Annotated in this window: 15 protein-coding genes; 11 read left to right on the forward strand and 4 right to left on the reverse strand. The window is 59.6% G+C overall.

The window, feature by feature from the left end; translation table 11 throughout:
- Window positions 1-10: 10 nt before the first annotated feature.
- Window positions 11-466: a (2Fe-2S)-binding protein gene (locus HU718_RS18150; RefSeq protein WP_150707277.1), complete on the reverse strand. Its 456-nt coding sequence runs from the start codon at window positions 464-466 to the stop codon at window positions 11-13.
- Between the two features lie 266 nt (window positions 467-732).
- On the opposite strand from HU718_RS18150, the gene HU718_RS18155 reads away from it, so the two are divergent.
- Entirely contained in the window at window positions 733-1,563 is an 831-nt protein-coding gene (locus tag HU718_RS18155; RefSeq protein ID WP_186614866.1) for an alpha/beta fold hydrolase, read from the forward strand.
- Between the two features lie 130 nt (window positions 1,564-1,693).
- Here the strand turns inward: HU718_RS18155 and HU718_RS18160 are convergent, their stop codons facing one another.
- Entirely contained in the window at window positions 1,694-2,086 is a 393-nt protein-coding gene (locus HU718_RS18160; RefSeq protein ID WP_186614863.1) for a GFA family protein, read from the reverse strand.
- 863 nt (window positions 2,087-2,949) lie between these two features.
- Here HU718_RS18160 and HU718_RS18165 point away from each other — a divergent pair.
- Entirely contained in the window at window positions 2,950-3,315 is a 366-nt protein-coding gene (locus tag HU718_RS18165; protein WP_077572365.1) for a DUF6124 family protein, read from the forward strand.
- Window positions 3,316-3,543: 228 nt separating this feature from the next.
- Complete coding sequence (locus HU718_RS18170) at window positions 3,544-4,212, forward strand: class I SAM-dependent methyltransferase (RefSeq protein WP_186614860.1); 669 nt, start codon at window positions 3,544-3,546, stop codon at window positions 4,210-4,212.
- A gap of 385 nt (window positions 4,213-4,597) precedes the next feature.
- Here the strand turns inward: HU718_RS18170 and HU718_RS18175 are convergent, their stop codons facing one another.
- On the reverse strand, window positions 4,598-4,849 hold the full coding sequence (locus tag HU718_RS18175) for a transmembrane sensor/regulator PpyR (protein ID WP_186614857.1): 252 nt from the start codon (window positions 4,847-4,849) through the stop codon (window positions 4,598-4,600).
- A 287-nt stretch (window positions 4,850-5,136) separates the two neighbouring features.
- Here HU718_RS18175 and HU718_RS18180 point away from each other — a divergent pair, with 287 nt between their 5' ends.
- The 8 genes from HU718_RS18180 (at window position 5,137) to HU718_RS18215 (ending at window position 12,468) form a co-directional block, all read left to right on the forward strand.
- A complete protein-coding gene (locus tag HU718_RS18180; protein ID WP_186614854.1) occupies window positions 5,137-5,661 on the forward strand; it encodes a sigma-70 family RNA polymerase sigma factor in 525 nt (174 codons plus the stop codon).
- 4 nt (window positions 5,662-5,665) lie between these two features.
- The gene (locus tag HU718_RS18185) at window positions 5,666-6,631 is read left to right on the forward strand and encodes a FecR domain-containing protein (RefSeq protein ID WP_186614851.1); all 966 of its coding nucleotides are present in this window, start codon (window positions 5,666-5,668) and stop codon (window positions 6,629-6,631) included.
- An 89-nt stretch (window positions 6,632-6,720) separates the two neighbouring features.
- Window positions 6,721-9,141: a TonB-dependent siderophore receptor gene (locus HU718_RS18190; RefSeq protein ID WP_186614848.1), complete on the forward strand. Its 2,421-nt coding sequence runs from the start codon at window positions 6,721-6,723 to the stop codon at window positions 9,139-9,141.
- A gap of 94 nt (window positions 9,142-9,235) precedes the next feature.
- On the forward strand, window positions 9,236-9,739 hold the full coding sequence (locus HU718_RS18195) for a VOC family protein (RefSeq protein WP_110719925.1): 504 nt from the start codon (window positions 9,236-9,238) through the stop codon (window positions 9,737-9,739).
- Window positions 9,740-9,774: 35 nt separating this feature from the next.
- Window positions 9,775-10,608 carry an AraC family transcriptional regulator gene (locus HU718_RS18200; protein WP_186614845.1) on the forward strand — a complete coding sequence of 278 codons (834 nt, stop codon included), beginning with the start codon at window positions 9,775-9,777 and terminating at the stop codon, window positions 10,606-10,608.
- A 182-nt stretch (window positions 10,609-10,790) separates the two neighbouring features.
- Window positions 10,791-11,093, forward strand: coding sequence for an ArsR/SmtB family transcription factor (locus HU718_RS18205; protein ID WP_007910618.1), 303 nt, complete (start codon window positions 10,791-10,793; stop codon window positions 11,091-11,093).
- 61 nt (window positions 11,094-11,154) lie between these two features.
- Window positions 11,155-12,138, forward strand: coding sequence for a zinc-dependent alcohol dehydrogenase family protein (locus HU718_RS18210; protein ID WP_186614842.1), 984 nt, complete (start codon window positions 11,155-11,157; stop codon window positions 12,136-12,138).
- A gap of 21 nt (window positions 12,139-12,159) precedes the next feature.
- A complete protein-coding gene (locus tag HU718_RS18215; RefSeq protein WP_150707327.1) occupies window positions 12,160-12,468 on the forward strand; it encodes an antibiotic biosynthesis monooxygenase family protein in 309 nt (102 codons plus the stop codon).
- 116 nt (window positions 12,469-12,584) lie between these two features.
- Here the strand turns inward: HU718_RS18215 and HU718_RS18220 are convergent, their stop codons facing one another.
- On the reverse strand, window positions 12,585-13,172 hold the full coding sequence (locus tag HU718_RS18220) for a LysE family translocator (RefSeq protein ID WP_186614839.1): 588 nt from the start codon (window positions 13,170-13,172) through the stop codon (window positions 12,585-12,587).
- Window positions 13,173-13,363 lie beyond the last annotated feature (191 nt).

Consider the following 13,363-nt stretch of genomic DNA (forward strand, 5'->3'; position numbering starts at 1 on the left):
ACAGATTGAATCAGCCGATTTCCGATGCACGCTTAACCGCTGCGCGAATGCGGGGATAGGTGCCGCAACGGCAGATGTTGCCGGAAAGCGCCTGATCGATATCGCTGTCGGTGGGGTTGGGGATTTTCGCCAATAAGGCTGCGGCAGACATGATCTGCCCCGACTGGCAGTAACCGCACTGCACCACGTCGAGTTCGGCCCAGGCTTGCTGCACCGGGTGCGAACCGTCGGTGGACAGGCCTTCGATGGTGAGAATTTTCTGGCCGTGGGCCACAGCTGTTGCGGGGGTGATGCAGGCGCGCAACGGTGCGCCGTCAACGTGCACGGTGCAGGCCCCGCACTGGGCCATGCCACAGCCGAATTTGGTGCCGGTCAGGTGCGCAACATCGCGCAGGACCCAGAGCAACGGCATGTCCGCGGGGACATCGAGCTCCTGATCCTTGCCATTGATATTCAAGGTCAGCATCGGGGAAATTCCTCAGACTCACGGTGTTCTGAAGGGGCGTCGCTGTGGCCATCAATGCCAACGCACGCCTCGGCTTATCCCTTTCAGCAAAGCCTAATTTGCGCACGAAGCCAGACGTTACGACCACCGGTCATGCAGATGTCGACTTTAATCCTACAGTTGATAACGGCTCTCACCGAGCCGGCACAGTAGAAAACTCGTCATGAGCGAAACCGGTCCGCGATTACCGCGCGGGTTATCCATCAGATTGGTCTGGAGTTGCGAACATGGGATTTGTCACCTGCAAAGACGGCGTCGAGATTTTCTACAAGGACTGGGGCCCGAAAGATGCGCCGGTGATCCACTTCCACCACGGCTGGCCGCTCAGTTCCGACGATTGGGATGCGCAGATGCTGTTTTTTCTCGGCAAAGGCTTCCGAGTGGTTGCCCATGATCGGCGGGGGCATGGACGTTCGAGCCAGGTCTGGGACGGCCACGATATGGATCATTACGCCGACGATACGCTGGCGGTGGTCAATCATCTGGGCCTGAAGAATGTCGTGCATGTCGGTCACTCGACCGGTGGCGGTGAGGTGATCCATTACATTGCCCGGCATGGTCAGGCCAACGTCGCCAAAGGCGTGCTGATCAGTGCGGTGCCGCCGTTGATGGTGCAGACCGAGAGCAATCCGGGTGGCCTGCCGAAGTCGGTATTCGATGATTTTCAGGCACAACTGGCGGCGAATCGCGCGCAGTTTTATCGGGATATTCCGACCGGGCCGTTTTATGGCTACAACCGGCCGGGGGCCACGCCATCGGAAGGGATTATTGCCAACTGGTGGCGGCAAGGGATGATTGGTGGGGCGAAGGCGCATTACGATGGGATCGTGGCGTTTTCGCAGACCGATTTCACCGAGGACTTGAAGAAGGTCACGGTGCCGGTGCTGGTGATGCATGGCGAGGATGATCAGATTGTGCCGTACGCGGACTCGGGGCCGTTGTCGGCGAAGTTGCTGCCCAATGGCACGCTGAAGTCGTATCCGGGGTTCCCGCACGGGATGCCGACGACGGAGGCCGAAACGATCAACGCGGATCTGTTGGCGTTTATTCGCGGCTGAGATCATTGGCAGCCATACACTTCCCCCCTGCTCGCGAATGCGATCTTTCAGTTGAACTTGAGCTGAATGACCCACCGCTTTCGCGAGCAGGCTCGCTCCCACAAGGGGGATGTGATTGGGCTCACGTCCATTATTCCTCTGTGCGACTTGTGCTTTCGCGATCACGCTCGTAGTGGTGAGCCAATGGCAGCGCCGGTAGCCAAGACTCGCGGCGGATGGTCCAGAGTTCGTAGGTGGGTTTGAACTGATTAGGCTCATCGAGCGATCCGACGTTGACCTCTACTTCATCTGCCGAACGCGCGAACACCGGAGAGCCGCAGCGCGGGCAGAAAAAGCGCCCGTTGTAGTCGCGGGTTTCGCCGGTGACCTTCAACGCATCCTCGGGAAATATGGCCGAGGTGCCGAACAGCGCGCCGTGGCGCTTGCGGCAGTCGAGGCAGTGGCAGATGCCGACGCGGTAGGGTTGACCCGTCATCTCGAAACGCACATCGCCGCATAGGCAACCGCCAGTCAATCGATTCATGTCACACCTCCTCTTCAGAATTTGAAATTACCGATAACCCAGACGACAGCCCTCACCCTAACCCTCTCCCAGAGGTAGAGGGAACTGACCGCGCTGAATGTGCAAGTTGCACCGACTTGAGATACCGAGTCGAACTCAGGTTTGAAGAGCACAAAGATCGGCTCCCTTTCCCCCTCGCCCCTTGGGGGAGAGGGAACTGACCGCGCTGTATGTGCAAGTTGCACCGACTTGAAATACCGAGTCGAACTCTGGCCTGGAAGTACATGGAGATCTGCTCCCTTCCCCCTCGCCCCTTGGGGGAGAGGGAACTGACCGCGCTGAATGTGCAAGTTGCACCGACTTGAGATACCGAGTCGAACTCAGGTTTTGAAAGGCCTGGAGATCTGCTCCCTTCCCCCTCGCCTCCTTTGGGGGAGAGGGCTGGGGTGAGGGGGGAATCGCACTGACACACCGCAAAACCCAAAGCCCCCGCCATCCAGTATTTTCATCAATAAACACGAAGCCGTGATCACGTTTAAAGCACACAAACCGTTACGCCATCCTCCCTACAACACCTTGCGTCGTTACCTACGCGTACGCCAGAATCCGCCGGCTTACACGGCTATGGGCCGGGCTATATCGTTGGCCTGTCACTGCAAAACAGTGATCGGGTTTGGTAGCCCGCTTTAAATTGTCGTTGTTGCGACACCGTCGATGCTGTCTCCTTTTTTTGAGGTATGGCTTTGAATGGTGGGCATGCGTGGGGCTCATCCGTGAGCGCCGGGTTACCCAATTTGACCGGTCTACCAACCCGCGCATGGCCGCCACCCGCCGTTTGGTAGCGAGGGTGATGGCTCCCATTTTTTCAAATTGGAGCTTTATCTATGTTCAAAATCACGCCAAATCCACCGCCCACCGATCCAATCCCTCACGACCCCGCGCTTAACCCGCAAAAGGTCAAAGAAGCCACCGACCGCGCCCTCGACTACTACCTGCGACCCGAAGCACTGGGTGCTCCACCAAGCTCGCCTCCGTTTCGCCCCGTCTACCTTGTCGACCCCACGCTGGATGAAGAAACCCTGTTGGTCGAAGCTTGCGAATCACTTTCATACGCCCACTCCATGGCCGGTAACATCGCCAACTCAATAGGCGGCCCGGAGCGCAAACCGCTGCTGGCGCTGCAACAGGTGATCATGCTGAACGAGCTGTTGGTCAATCGACTGCTGGACAAGCTGCGCGTACCGCAATAATCACCAGACCGAATGAGTGAGGGGTTACCTGCCCCTCACTTTCGCTTCGCCCCTCCGTCGCTTGATGAGCAAAACCCATCAAGCCATCGTGCTGATCCGCACAGTCACCTTCTTTAATATCCGAATCGCCGTGAGCATTCGTCACTGTTTAGGGTTGCGATTGGTGCGCGTAAGGCTCGCCTGGCGATCAACGTCCATACTGTGGTTTTCGATACAGTGGACACCGCCATGCCCTCCCCCGAATCCAGCCTTTTGCAGAGCTGGCACGACAACGCTGAGGCCTGGATCGAAGTGATCCGCAGCGGCGCTATCGAAAGCCGTCAGCAGGTAACCGATCAAGCGATTCTGCTGGCGATCATGGGCCGGCAGCCGCAGCGCGTACTTGATTTGGGTTGCGGCGAAGGCTGGTTGTTGCGGGCGCTGGCGGATCGCGGGATTGATGCGATCGGTGTGGATGGCGATGCGCGGCTGGTTGAAGCGGCGTGCCTGGCGGGGGCGGCCCAGGTGCATGTCGCCAGTTATGACGCGTTGGTCGAGGCGAAGGTCGACGTGGGCCGTGACTATGAGCTGATCTGCGCCAATTTCTCATTGCTGCATCAGGACGTCATCCCGCTGCTGGCGGCGATGAATGCGCTGCTGGTTCCCGGCGGCACGTTGCTCATTCAGACACTGCATCCATGGTCTGTCGCGGCAGGCAATTACCAGGATGGCTGGCGCGAAGAAACCTTCGCCGGGTTCAAGGGCCAGTGGCAGCCGATGCCCTGGTATTTCCGCACGCTGTCGAGCTGGCTTAATGCGCTCGATATGGCCGGGTTCCAACTGGCCAGCCTGCAAGAGCCACAACACCCGCAAAGTCCCGTGCCGCAGTCATTGCTGATGGTTGCCGAGCGCCGCTGAGCTTGCAGAATTTCCACCATCCATTGTAGGAGTGAGCCTGCTCGCGATAGCGGTATGTCAGGCAATACAGATTCAGACTGTGCCAACGTCTTCGCGAGCAGGCTCGCTCCCACAGGGTTTTGCGTTGACCACATATCCAGGGAACGCTGCGGCCCACTGTGGGAGCGAGCCTGCTCGCGAAAGCGGTGTGTCAGGCAACATAGACTCCGACTGTGCTGACGCCTTCGCGAGCAGGCTCGCTCCCACAGGGTTTTGCGTTGACCACATATCCAGGGAACGCTGCGACCCACTGTGGGAGCGAGCCTGCTCGCGAAAGCGGTGTGTCAGGCAACATAGACTCCGACTGTGCTGACGCCTTCGCGAGCAGGCTCGCTCCCACAGGGATCTATGCGGTTTGCGGGATCATCTGCAGACCACGGATGCGGTACTGCGCCAGCAGGCGCATGACGTAGCCGATCTTGATCAGGGTCGGGCCGAGGATAGTCAGGGCGTGCATCGCCACCCGCAGCGCAATCGGCATGTGGCCGTTGTAGAGATACGCGCCGTAGATGCCGGCCAGCAGCATGATCAGCCCGGCGACGAGAACTTTGCTCGACAGGTGCAGAACGTTCAGCGGGCTTTCGAAGAAAGTGAGCATGGTGGCGTACTCCTGATCGGTTCGTTGTGTACTTTGAGTACTTCAAGTCCCGTGCCAGATTTTCAAGCCAGAAGAATCAGTCACTTGAAGGGAATCGAGTCAATTTGACACAAACGCAATGAAGTCATTTTGACTCTGAACCTTGTCATTAGGACTGCACCCCATAAAAAACCAAAAACCCTCCACCTAAAAGCAAACCAATATCATTTGCGCACTCCCCATCCTTTTGCTTTAATCGCGACCCATTCTTATTTAGACCGATACCGGTCGCCCTGGACGCTGCGCTGATGACCGTCGCCGATGCCTCGCTCGTGCAAAATCTCTACCTCAGCCACCATCGCTGGCTGCATGAGCTATTGCGTCGACGCCTGAGCAACGCGATGGATGCCGCCGACCTTGCCCACGACACCTTCGTGCGCGTGCTCAAGCGTCCACAAGCCTTCAATGGCGAAGTCCATGAGCGCTCCCATCTGGCGACCATCGCCCGTGGGTTGTGCGTTGATCACTGGCGCCGTCGGCAACTCGAGCAGACCTGGCTCGACACCCTCGCCAGCCGCCCGCCCGCTGTGCAGCCGTCGCCCGAGCAACGGGCGATCATCGTCGAAACCCTGCACGAAGTGGATGCCATGCTTCAGCGCCTGCCGCAACGGGTCAGCGCGGCGTTCATCCTCGCCCAGCTGCACGGCATGCCGTACAAACTGATCGCCGCACAGATCGGCGTCAGCGAGCGGATGATCAAGAAATATCTGGCGCAGGCGATGATGCATTGCGCGATCCTCGAAGCTGAACTCGACGGCTTGCTGATTGAGTAACCCCGTGAACAAACTCAGCCATGCCAGCCTTGAGCAGGCCGCCAACTGGTACGTGCAATTGCATGACGAGCAGGTCGCCGAGCCTGAGCGTCTGCGTTGGCAGGCGTGGCTGGCGCAAAGCCCCGAGCATCAGGCCGCTTGGCGTTATGTCGAACGAGTTGGGCAACGTTTCGCGCCATTGCAGAACGAAAGCGAAGCCGTCAGCCACGCCCTGCGCAACAGTGCGCGCAGCTCGATCAGCCGCCGCCAGTCGCTCAAAGCCTTACTGATTCTCGCGGCCACCGGGCTGGCGGGCTGGGCGGTCGGGCGCAACACGCCGCTGCTGGACTCGGTCGAACGCTTGAGCGCCGATCTCTCCACTGGCACTGGGGAAACCCGCGAAGCAACCTTGAGCGATGGCAGTCGAATCTGGCTCAACGCCTTGAGCGCGTTGAACGTGCGTTTCGATGCCCGCCAGCGCTTGCTGCAACTGCGCGCCGGCGAAGTGCTGATCGACACCGCGAAAGACCTTGGTCGCGCCTTTTGGGTCGAGACCGAACAGGGCCGGATGCGTGCGCTGGGGACGCGTTTCAGCGTGCGCCAGACGGATCGCAACACGCTGCTGAATGTCTACGAGGGCGCCGTTGAGGCCACTAACCACCAAGGCGATAGCCAAGTGGTGCAGGCCGGTCAGCAACTGGTATTCAGCGCAGGCCGGTTGTACACCGCGACCTCAGCGGATCCAGCGCGCGAAGCCTGGCGCCGGGGCGTGCTGCTGGCTGATAACCTGCCGCTCGGCGAGCTGATCGAAGAACTTAGCCAATATCGGCCGGGGCATCTGCATTGCGATCCGGCCGTGGCCGCGCTGCCGGTGATGGGTTCATTTCCACTCAAGGACACCGATCAAGCCTTGCGCCTACTGGAGGCGGCGTTGCCGATCCACATCGATAAAACCTTCAACTGGTGGGTCAGCGTCGGGCCGAAAGTCTGAAGATTTTTTCTTCTCTCGGTTCCCTTTTCGCAAGTTCATCCGGTTAACCCTCAATAGCCCTCACGTCGTTGATCGCCCCCGGGAACTCCATGTTGCGCTCCACCCTCGCCCGCTATCGTTTTGCTCTGGCCATGGCACCCGCCGTGCCGGGGTTGTGCGTGTCGATGGCGCTGGCAGATGTGCAGAAGCAGCATTACGCAGTGGCGCCCGGCTCATTGGTCACAGCGCTCAACCACTTTGCCGAACAGAGCGGCGTGTTTATCGCCGGGCACAATGATCTGGCAGCGGACAAACACAGCGCCGGCCTGAGCGGCGATTACACCCCGCAACAGGCCTTGCAAATCCTCCTCAAGGGCAGCGGCCTGCAAGCACAGCGCCTGAGCGGCGGCGGTTATGTCCTGCGCAGCACAGCCACTGCAGATCCACTGCAACTGGACGCCACCACCATCAGCGGCAAAACCCTCGGCGCCATCACCGAGGACACTCACGCCTACACCACCGGCCTCAGCGCCTCCGCCACCGGCCTGCCGCTGTCCCTGCGCGAGACCCCGCAATCGGTCACGGTGATCACCCGTCAGCAACTCGACGATCAGGGCGCCAACGGTATCGCCGACGTGTTGCGCCGCGCGCCGGGCATCAGCGTGCAGAACTACGACAGCGAGCGTTGGGAGTTTTCCAGCCGTGGCGCACCGATCAGCAATTTCCAGTACGACGGCGTCAACACCGACTACGACGGCGTCTACGACTACGGCACCACCAGCACCGACATGGCGACCTTCGACCGCGTCGAAATCATCAAGGGTGCCACGGGATTGATGACCGGCTCGGGCGACCCGTCGGCCACGGTCAACCTGATTCGCAAACGCCCTACTCCTGCGTTCAAAGCCGCACTCAGCGGCAGCGTCGGTTCGTGGGACAACTACCGCAGTGAGTTCGATGTCTCCGGGCCGCTGAACAACAACCTGCGCGCCCGCTTCGTTGGCGTTCATCAGCAGCGCAGCGCTTACGCCGATCACTACCAGAACAGCAAGGACATCGCCTACGCCATCGTCGATGCCGATCTGAACCCGGACACTCTGTTGACCATTGGTTTCGATCAACAGAACACCCGCTCACGCGGCGCCACCTGGACCGGTTTTCCGATGTTCTACAGCGACGGTTCGCGGACGAATTTCTCGCGCTCGTTCAACCCGGCAACCGACTGGAGCCGCCGCGATTTCATCAACCAGACGCTGTTCGCCTCCGTCACCCGGCAACTGCCAAACGACTGGATCTTGAAGCTCAGCTACGACCGCAAACACCGCGAACACGACACCTTGCTCGGCTCTGCCAGCGGCAGCAATCCGGACCCGCTGAGCGGCGACGGCATGTTCCTCTACATGGGCCAATTCAAGGGCGACGAGGTGCAGGACAACCTCGATATCAACCTCGGCGGGCCGTTCAGCCTGTTCGGGCGCGAGCACCAGTTGCTGGTCGGTTTCATGTCGATGAACACCCGCCAGGACAACCCGGTTTACGGCTCGGTGTACCCGCCGCTCAACGGCAGTATTTTCGACTGGCATGGCGAGTTCGCCAAACCGGATATCCCGCAGATCGGCACGAACGCCATCCGCCAGCGCCAGACCGGCGCATACGTCTCGACGCGCTTCAAGGCCAGCGACGATCTGGCGCTGATCCTCGGCGCACGCGTCAGTGATTTCAGGGGCAGCGACCATCTCGATTACAGCAACCCGAACACCGCCAATGTCCGCGACGGCTACCGCCAGACCGGGGTGGTCACACCTTATGCGGGTGTGGTCTACGACCTCGATGACACCTACTCGCTCTACACCAGCTACACGCGCATTTATCAACCGCAACTGAGCAAGGACGCCACGGGCCAGATACTCGACCCGGTGCAGGGCGACAGCTACGAAGCGGGGATAAAGGCCGAATATTTCAACGGCCGGCTCAACGCCAGTTTTGCCGTGTTTCGCATCGAGCAGGACAACGTCGCCGAACAGGTCAGCGGCTTCGATAATCAGGCTGTGTACCGGGCCGTGCAAGGCGCGACTACAAAGGGCTTCGAGTTCGAACTGGCCGGTGAAATCGCCGACGGCTGGAACCTCTCCGCCGGCTACGCCTACAACCACACCCGCGATGCCAAAGGTGATCCGGTGTACGCCTCGATTCTACAAACCACCGCGCCCGAGCAATTGGTGCGGGTGTTCAGCAGCTATCGCCTCCCCGGCGTCTGGCAAAACCTCACCCTGGGCGGCGGCGTCAGTTGGCAAAGCGAATTCTTCGGCGAGGTGTTCCAGCCCGGTACCGAGCAGAACGCGCGCATCACGCAGGACAGTTACTACCTGGTCGACGCGATGGCGCGCTATCGCTTCAATGAACACCTGAGCACTTCGCTCAACATCAAGAACCTGTTCGACAAGACCTACTACACCGGCCTTGGCAATTTCGGCACCGGTTTCTACGGCGAACCGCGCAGCCTGCAACTGACCGCGCGCTGGGATTTTTGACGCACGGCAACTTGTCGATCTACGGCACCGGCAATCGACCAGGGACTGACTACGCTGTTAATCCAGCGTGTCTAACCTGCCGAGGATGACTGCCATGCAACGCTTTCAGAAACTCACGCCCTGCCTGTGGTTCGACGATCAGGCCGAAGCAGCCGCGAAGTTTTACTGCTCGATCTTCGATCACGCGAAAATCACCGGCCTGACCCACTACAGCAAGGTCGGCCAGGAATTTCACGGCAAACCGGAAGGTGCGGTGATGACCGTCAGTTTCGAACTCGATGGCCAGACCTTCACCGGCCTCAACGGTGGGCCGCTGTTCAAGTTCAGCGAGGCGATCTCGTTTCAGGTCAATTGCCAGAATCAGGAAGAAGTCGACCATTTCTGGGGCAACCTGTCCGAGGGTGGTCCCGTCGAAGCCCAGCAATGCGGCTGGCTGAAAGACAAGTTCGGCGTGTCGTGGCAGATCGTGCCGGTGGCGTTCATGCACATGATGCTGGATGCCGACACCAGCAAATCGCAGCGCGCCATGCAGGCGATGTTCACAATGAAAAAACTCGACATTGCCGAACTCGAACGGGCCTTTGCCGGCCAGAGCTAATACACTGGCGCCCTGGCCTGCCGGGAATAACAACGATGAAACACGCTGCCGCCAAACACCCTGAAAAAGCCCCGCGGTTCTGGCGTGACGCGGCGCTGCCGTTCATTGAAGCGCGGGCCATCGCCGATGGCCGCGAGGTCTGCTACGCACGACATTCCCACGCGCATTTTTCCATTGGCGCGATCACCGCCGGGCGCAGCACCTATGTGCATGAGCAAGCTCAGTTCGAAGTCGCAGCAGGCACCGTGGTGCTGATGAATCCCGGTGATGTGCATGCGTGCAATCCGATTGATGACCAGCCTTGGTCGTACGTGATGCTGTACGTCGAGACGCCCTGGCTGACGGATTTGCAGCATCAGCTGGGCTTCGCCAGTGATCTTGAGTTTCGGCGTTTTTCCACCACTCACCTCGACGATGCTGCACTGTTCAATGAGCTGAATGGACTTTATGAAACGCTGGTCGACCCGCAACAGGATGTGCTGCGCAAACAGAGCGCAGCAGTGGAGTTTTTCAGCGACCTGCAACTGCGTTTGAACCCCGCCGGCCCCTCTCTGCGCGAGCCCAATTTCAAACTGGAACGCGCTGCGGATTTCATCCGCGAACACTGCACCGAAGTGCTGAACCTCGACGACATCTGCGCCGCGGCACAACTGTCACCGTCATACCTGATCCGCGCCTTCAAACAGCATTACGGCATGACGCCCCACGCGTTTCTGGTCAACCAGCGCATCCAGTTTGCCCGCGAGCGTTTGCGCAGTGGCCAGTTGATTGCGGATGTGGCGCTTGAGGCAGGGTTTGCCGATCAGGCGCATTTTCAGCGAGCGTTCAAGCAGCATCTGGCGGCCACGCCCGGGCAGTATCGCGGCTGACACTTCATCTGAAACTCGACACTGCCCCCTGTGGGAGCGAGCCTGCTCGCGAAAGCGGTGTATCAGTCACGGCGATATTGACTGTGCCAGCGCTTTCGCGAGCAGGCTCGCTCCCACAGGGTCAGACTCTGGCCAACATATTCAGATATTGACATATCGGTAAATTCCGATATCTTCGCGGCATGGACCTACTCGAAATCTTCAAAGCCCTCTCGAACCGTACACGCCTGGAAATCCTCAAAGGCCTGAAGGATCCCGAGAAACACTTTCCTCCCCAGGATGAGGGTGACGTGCACACGGTGGGCGTTTGCGTCAGCAGTATTCAGGAGGGCGTCGGGCTGTCGCAGTCGACGGTGTCCGATTATCTGGCGACGCTGCAACGCGCCGGCCTGGTCGAAGTCAGGCGCATTGGGCAGTGGACCTATTACAAACGTAACGAAGCAGCGATCAGTGCGCTGGCCGAGATCATCGGCAGCGAGCTGTAATTTTTTGCCCCAAGATATCGAGAATTCCCGATATCCCTTTTTACCGAAACGAGGCAATGCAATGAAAGCGATGATCCTTACATCATTTGGCGGCGCGCAATCGTTCGAGCTGCGCGACGTACCCAAGCCAGTGCCACAAGCGGGCGAAGTGCTGGTGCGGGTGCACGCCACCTCCATCAATCCGCTGGATTATCAGGTTCGCCGTGGCGACTATGCCGATCTGGTGCCCCTCCCCGCCATTACCGGCCACGACGTTTCTGGCGTTGTCGAAGCCGTTGGGCCGGGGGTGACGGCCTTCGTACCGGGCGACGAGGTCTGGTACACCCCGCAAATATTTGCCGGCCCGGGCAGTTATGCCGAGTACCACGTTGCGGCGCAAAGCATTGTCGCCAAGAAGCCGCCCGCGTTGAGTCACCTCGAAGCGGCCAGCCTGAGCCTGGTGGGCGGAACCGCGTGGGAAGCATTGGTCGTGCGGGCCGCGCTCAGGGTCGGCGAAAGCATTCTGATCCACGGCGGTGCAGGCGGCGTCGGCCATGTTGCGATTCAGCTGGCCAAAGCCATCGGCGCGAAGGTCTTCACCACCGTGCGTGAAGGCAATTTCGAGTTCGCCCAGAGCATGGGCGCCGATGTGCTGATCGATTACGAAAAGGAAGATTACGTCGAGGCGATCCTGCGCGAAACCGAGGGCCGCGGCGTCGATGTGGTGTTCGACACCATCGGCGGCAACGCCTTGTCACGCAGCCCGGATGCACTCGCGCAACTGGGCCGCGTGGTGTCGATCGTGGACCTTGCCCAGCCTCAGAACCTGATTCAAGCCTGGGGCAAGAACGCCAGCTACCACTTCGTTTTCACCCGACAGAATCGCGGCAAGCTCGATGAGTTGAGCGCGTTGATCGCCAACGGTCAGTTGCGCCCGCACGTCGGCGCGGTCTATTCGCTGGCCGACATCGGCCTCGCCCATGCACGGCTGGAAAGTCGCAATAACGGGCTTCAAGGGAAAATCGCGATTGCCGTCGCACCGTCGTCTCAAGTCGACAATCGCTGAACTCACTTCGAGGAGAACATCATGGTTTACGAGATCGCTCTGCTACCCGTTCACCAAGAACAAACTGCAGCGTTTCGGCGTGCGTTTGCCGAGGTCGAGCCGTTGCTCAAACGCGCCAAGGGTTACGGCGGCCACCTGCTCGCGCAAGGCATCGAAACGCCCGAGGTCTTCAATCTGATCGTGCGCTGGCAGTCCCTTGAGGATCACACGCCGGGGTTTGAAGCGAGTGAAGACCATCGGCTGTTCATGCTGGGGCTGGAAGATTATTTTTCGGACGAGCCGAAGGTCTGGCACATTGAGGGGGGCGATTTTACGCAACCATTCAACTAGTCTCTGGCAGTGACGCCGATCAATGTGGGAGCGAGCCTGCTCGCGAAAGCGCTGGTTCAGTCGGCATATTCAGTGACTGACACACAGCATTCGCGAGCAGGCTCGCTCCCACAGTGTCAAGTGCACAACAAGTAGATAGCGCTCAGTGCCAACAACCCCGCCATGCTCCGATTGAACCAGCGCATCCCCGCCGCATTGCTCAAATACCCACGCAAAAACGTCCCGGCATACGCCCAGCAGCCGACAGACAGATAACAGATCACCAGATACACCGCCGCAAACTGCCACACCAGCCGCGACTCGCCATCAGCGACAAACGCGCCCATGCCCGCGACACACGCCAGCCAGGCTTTCGGGTTGAGCCATTGCATCACCGCGCCATAGAGCATTGATGGCGCTCGTCCGGAATCCTTGGCGTTCAGCTGTCCATCATCCACAGCCAGTTTCCAAGCCATGAACAGCAGAAACGCCACACCGGCCAGTTGCACCACGCGGGTCATGAATGGCCAGAGTTTCAGCACCTCGTGCAAACCCAGGCCCATCAACACCAACAGCAACACAAACCCTAACGTGGCCCCGGCAACATGCCGCTGACTGGCGCGAAACCCGAACTGCGCCCCGGAACTCAAAGCCACAATATTCACCGGTCCCGGCGTGATCGACGCCGCCAACGCAAACGCCGCCATGGAAACAATCAGACTCATCGCACACCTGCTTCAAATCGAGGAACAAGGTGCTCACCTTAGCCAGCGCCCGATCCCCGGTATTGAAGAAAATGCCCCTGACGACACAAATCCTCTGTGGGAGCGAGCCTGCTCGCGAAAGCGGTGGATCATTCAATGCTGCATTGACAGAACAACCCCATTCGCGAGCAGGCTCGCTCCCACATTAAAAT

Source organism: Pseudomonas tensinigenes, assembly GCF_014268445.2.
Taxonomy (GTDB): domain Bacteria; phylum Pseudomonadota; class Gammaproteobacteria; order Pseudomonadales; family Pseudomonadaceae; genus Aquipseudomonas; species Aquipseudomonas tensinigenes.

What these genes read in the sequence shown, in the direction of transcription:
- HU718_RS18150 (WP_150707277.1), bottom strand. Translation starts at nt 466, where the DNA reads ATGCTGACCTTGAATATCAATGGCAAGGATCAGGAGCTCGATGTCCCC.
- HU718_RS18155 (WP_186614866.1), top strand. Translation starts at nt 733, where the DNA reads ATGGGATTTGTCACCTGCAAAGACGGCGTCGAGATTTTCTACAAGGAC.
- HU718_RS18160 (WP_186614863.1), bottom strand. Translation starts at nt 2,086, where the DNA reads ATGAATCGATTGACTGGCGGTTGCCTATGCGGCGATGTGCGTTTCGAG.
- HU718_RS18165 (WP_077572365.1), top strand. Translation starts at nt 2,950, where the DNA reads ATGTTCAAAATCACGCCAAATCCACCGCCCACCGATCCAATCCCTCAC.
- HU718_RS18170 (WP_186614860.1), top strand. Translation starts at nt 3,544, where the DNA reads ATGCCCTCCCCCGAATCCAGCCTTTTGCAGAGCTGGCACGACAACGCT.
- HU718_RS18175 (WP_186614857.1), bottom strand. Translation starts at nt 4,849, where the DNA reads ATGCTCACTTTCTTCGAAAGCCCGCTGAACGTTCTGCACCTGTCGAGC.
- HU718_RS18180 (WP_186614854.1), top strand. Translation starts at nt 5,137, where the DNA reads ATGACCGTCGCCGATGCCTCGCTCGTGCAAAATCTCTACCTCAGCCAC.
- HU718_RS18190 (WP_186614848.1), top strand. Translation starts at nt 6,721, where the DNA reads ATGTTGCGCTCCACCCTCGCCCGCTATCGTTTTGCTCTGGCCATGGCA.
- HU718_RS18195 (WP_110719925.1), top strand. Translation starts at nt 9,236, where the DNA reads ATGCAACGCTTTCAGAAACTCACGCCCTGCCTGTGGTTCGACGATCAG.
- HU718_RS18200 (WP_186614845.1), top strand. Translation starts at nt 9,775, where the DNA reads ATGAAACACGCTGCCGCCAAACACCCTGAAAAAGCCCCGCGGTTCTGG.
- HU718_RS18205 (WP_007910618.1), top strand. Translation starts at nt 10,791, where the DNA reads ATGGACCTACTCGAAATCTTCAAAGCCCTCTCGAACCGTACACGCCTG.
- HU718_RS18210 (WP_186614842.1), top strand. Translation starts at nt 11,155, where the DNA reads ATGAAAGCGATGATCCTTACATCATTTGGCGGCGCGCAATCGTTCGAG.
- HU718_RS18215 (WP_150707327.1), top strand. Translation starts at nt 12,160, where the DNA reads ATGGTTTACGAGATCGCTCTGCTACCCGTTCACCAAGAACAAACTGCA.
- HU718_RS18220 (WP_186614839.1), bottom strand. Translation starts at nt 13,172, where the DNA reads ATGAGTCTGATTGTTTCCATGGCGGCGTTTGCGTTGGCGGCGTCGATC.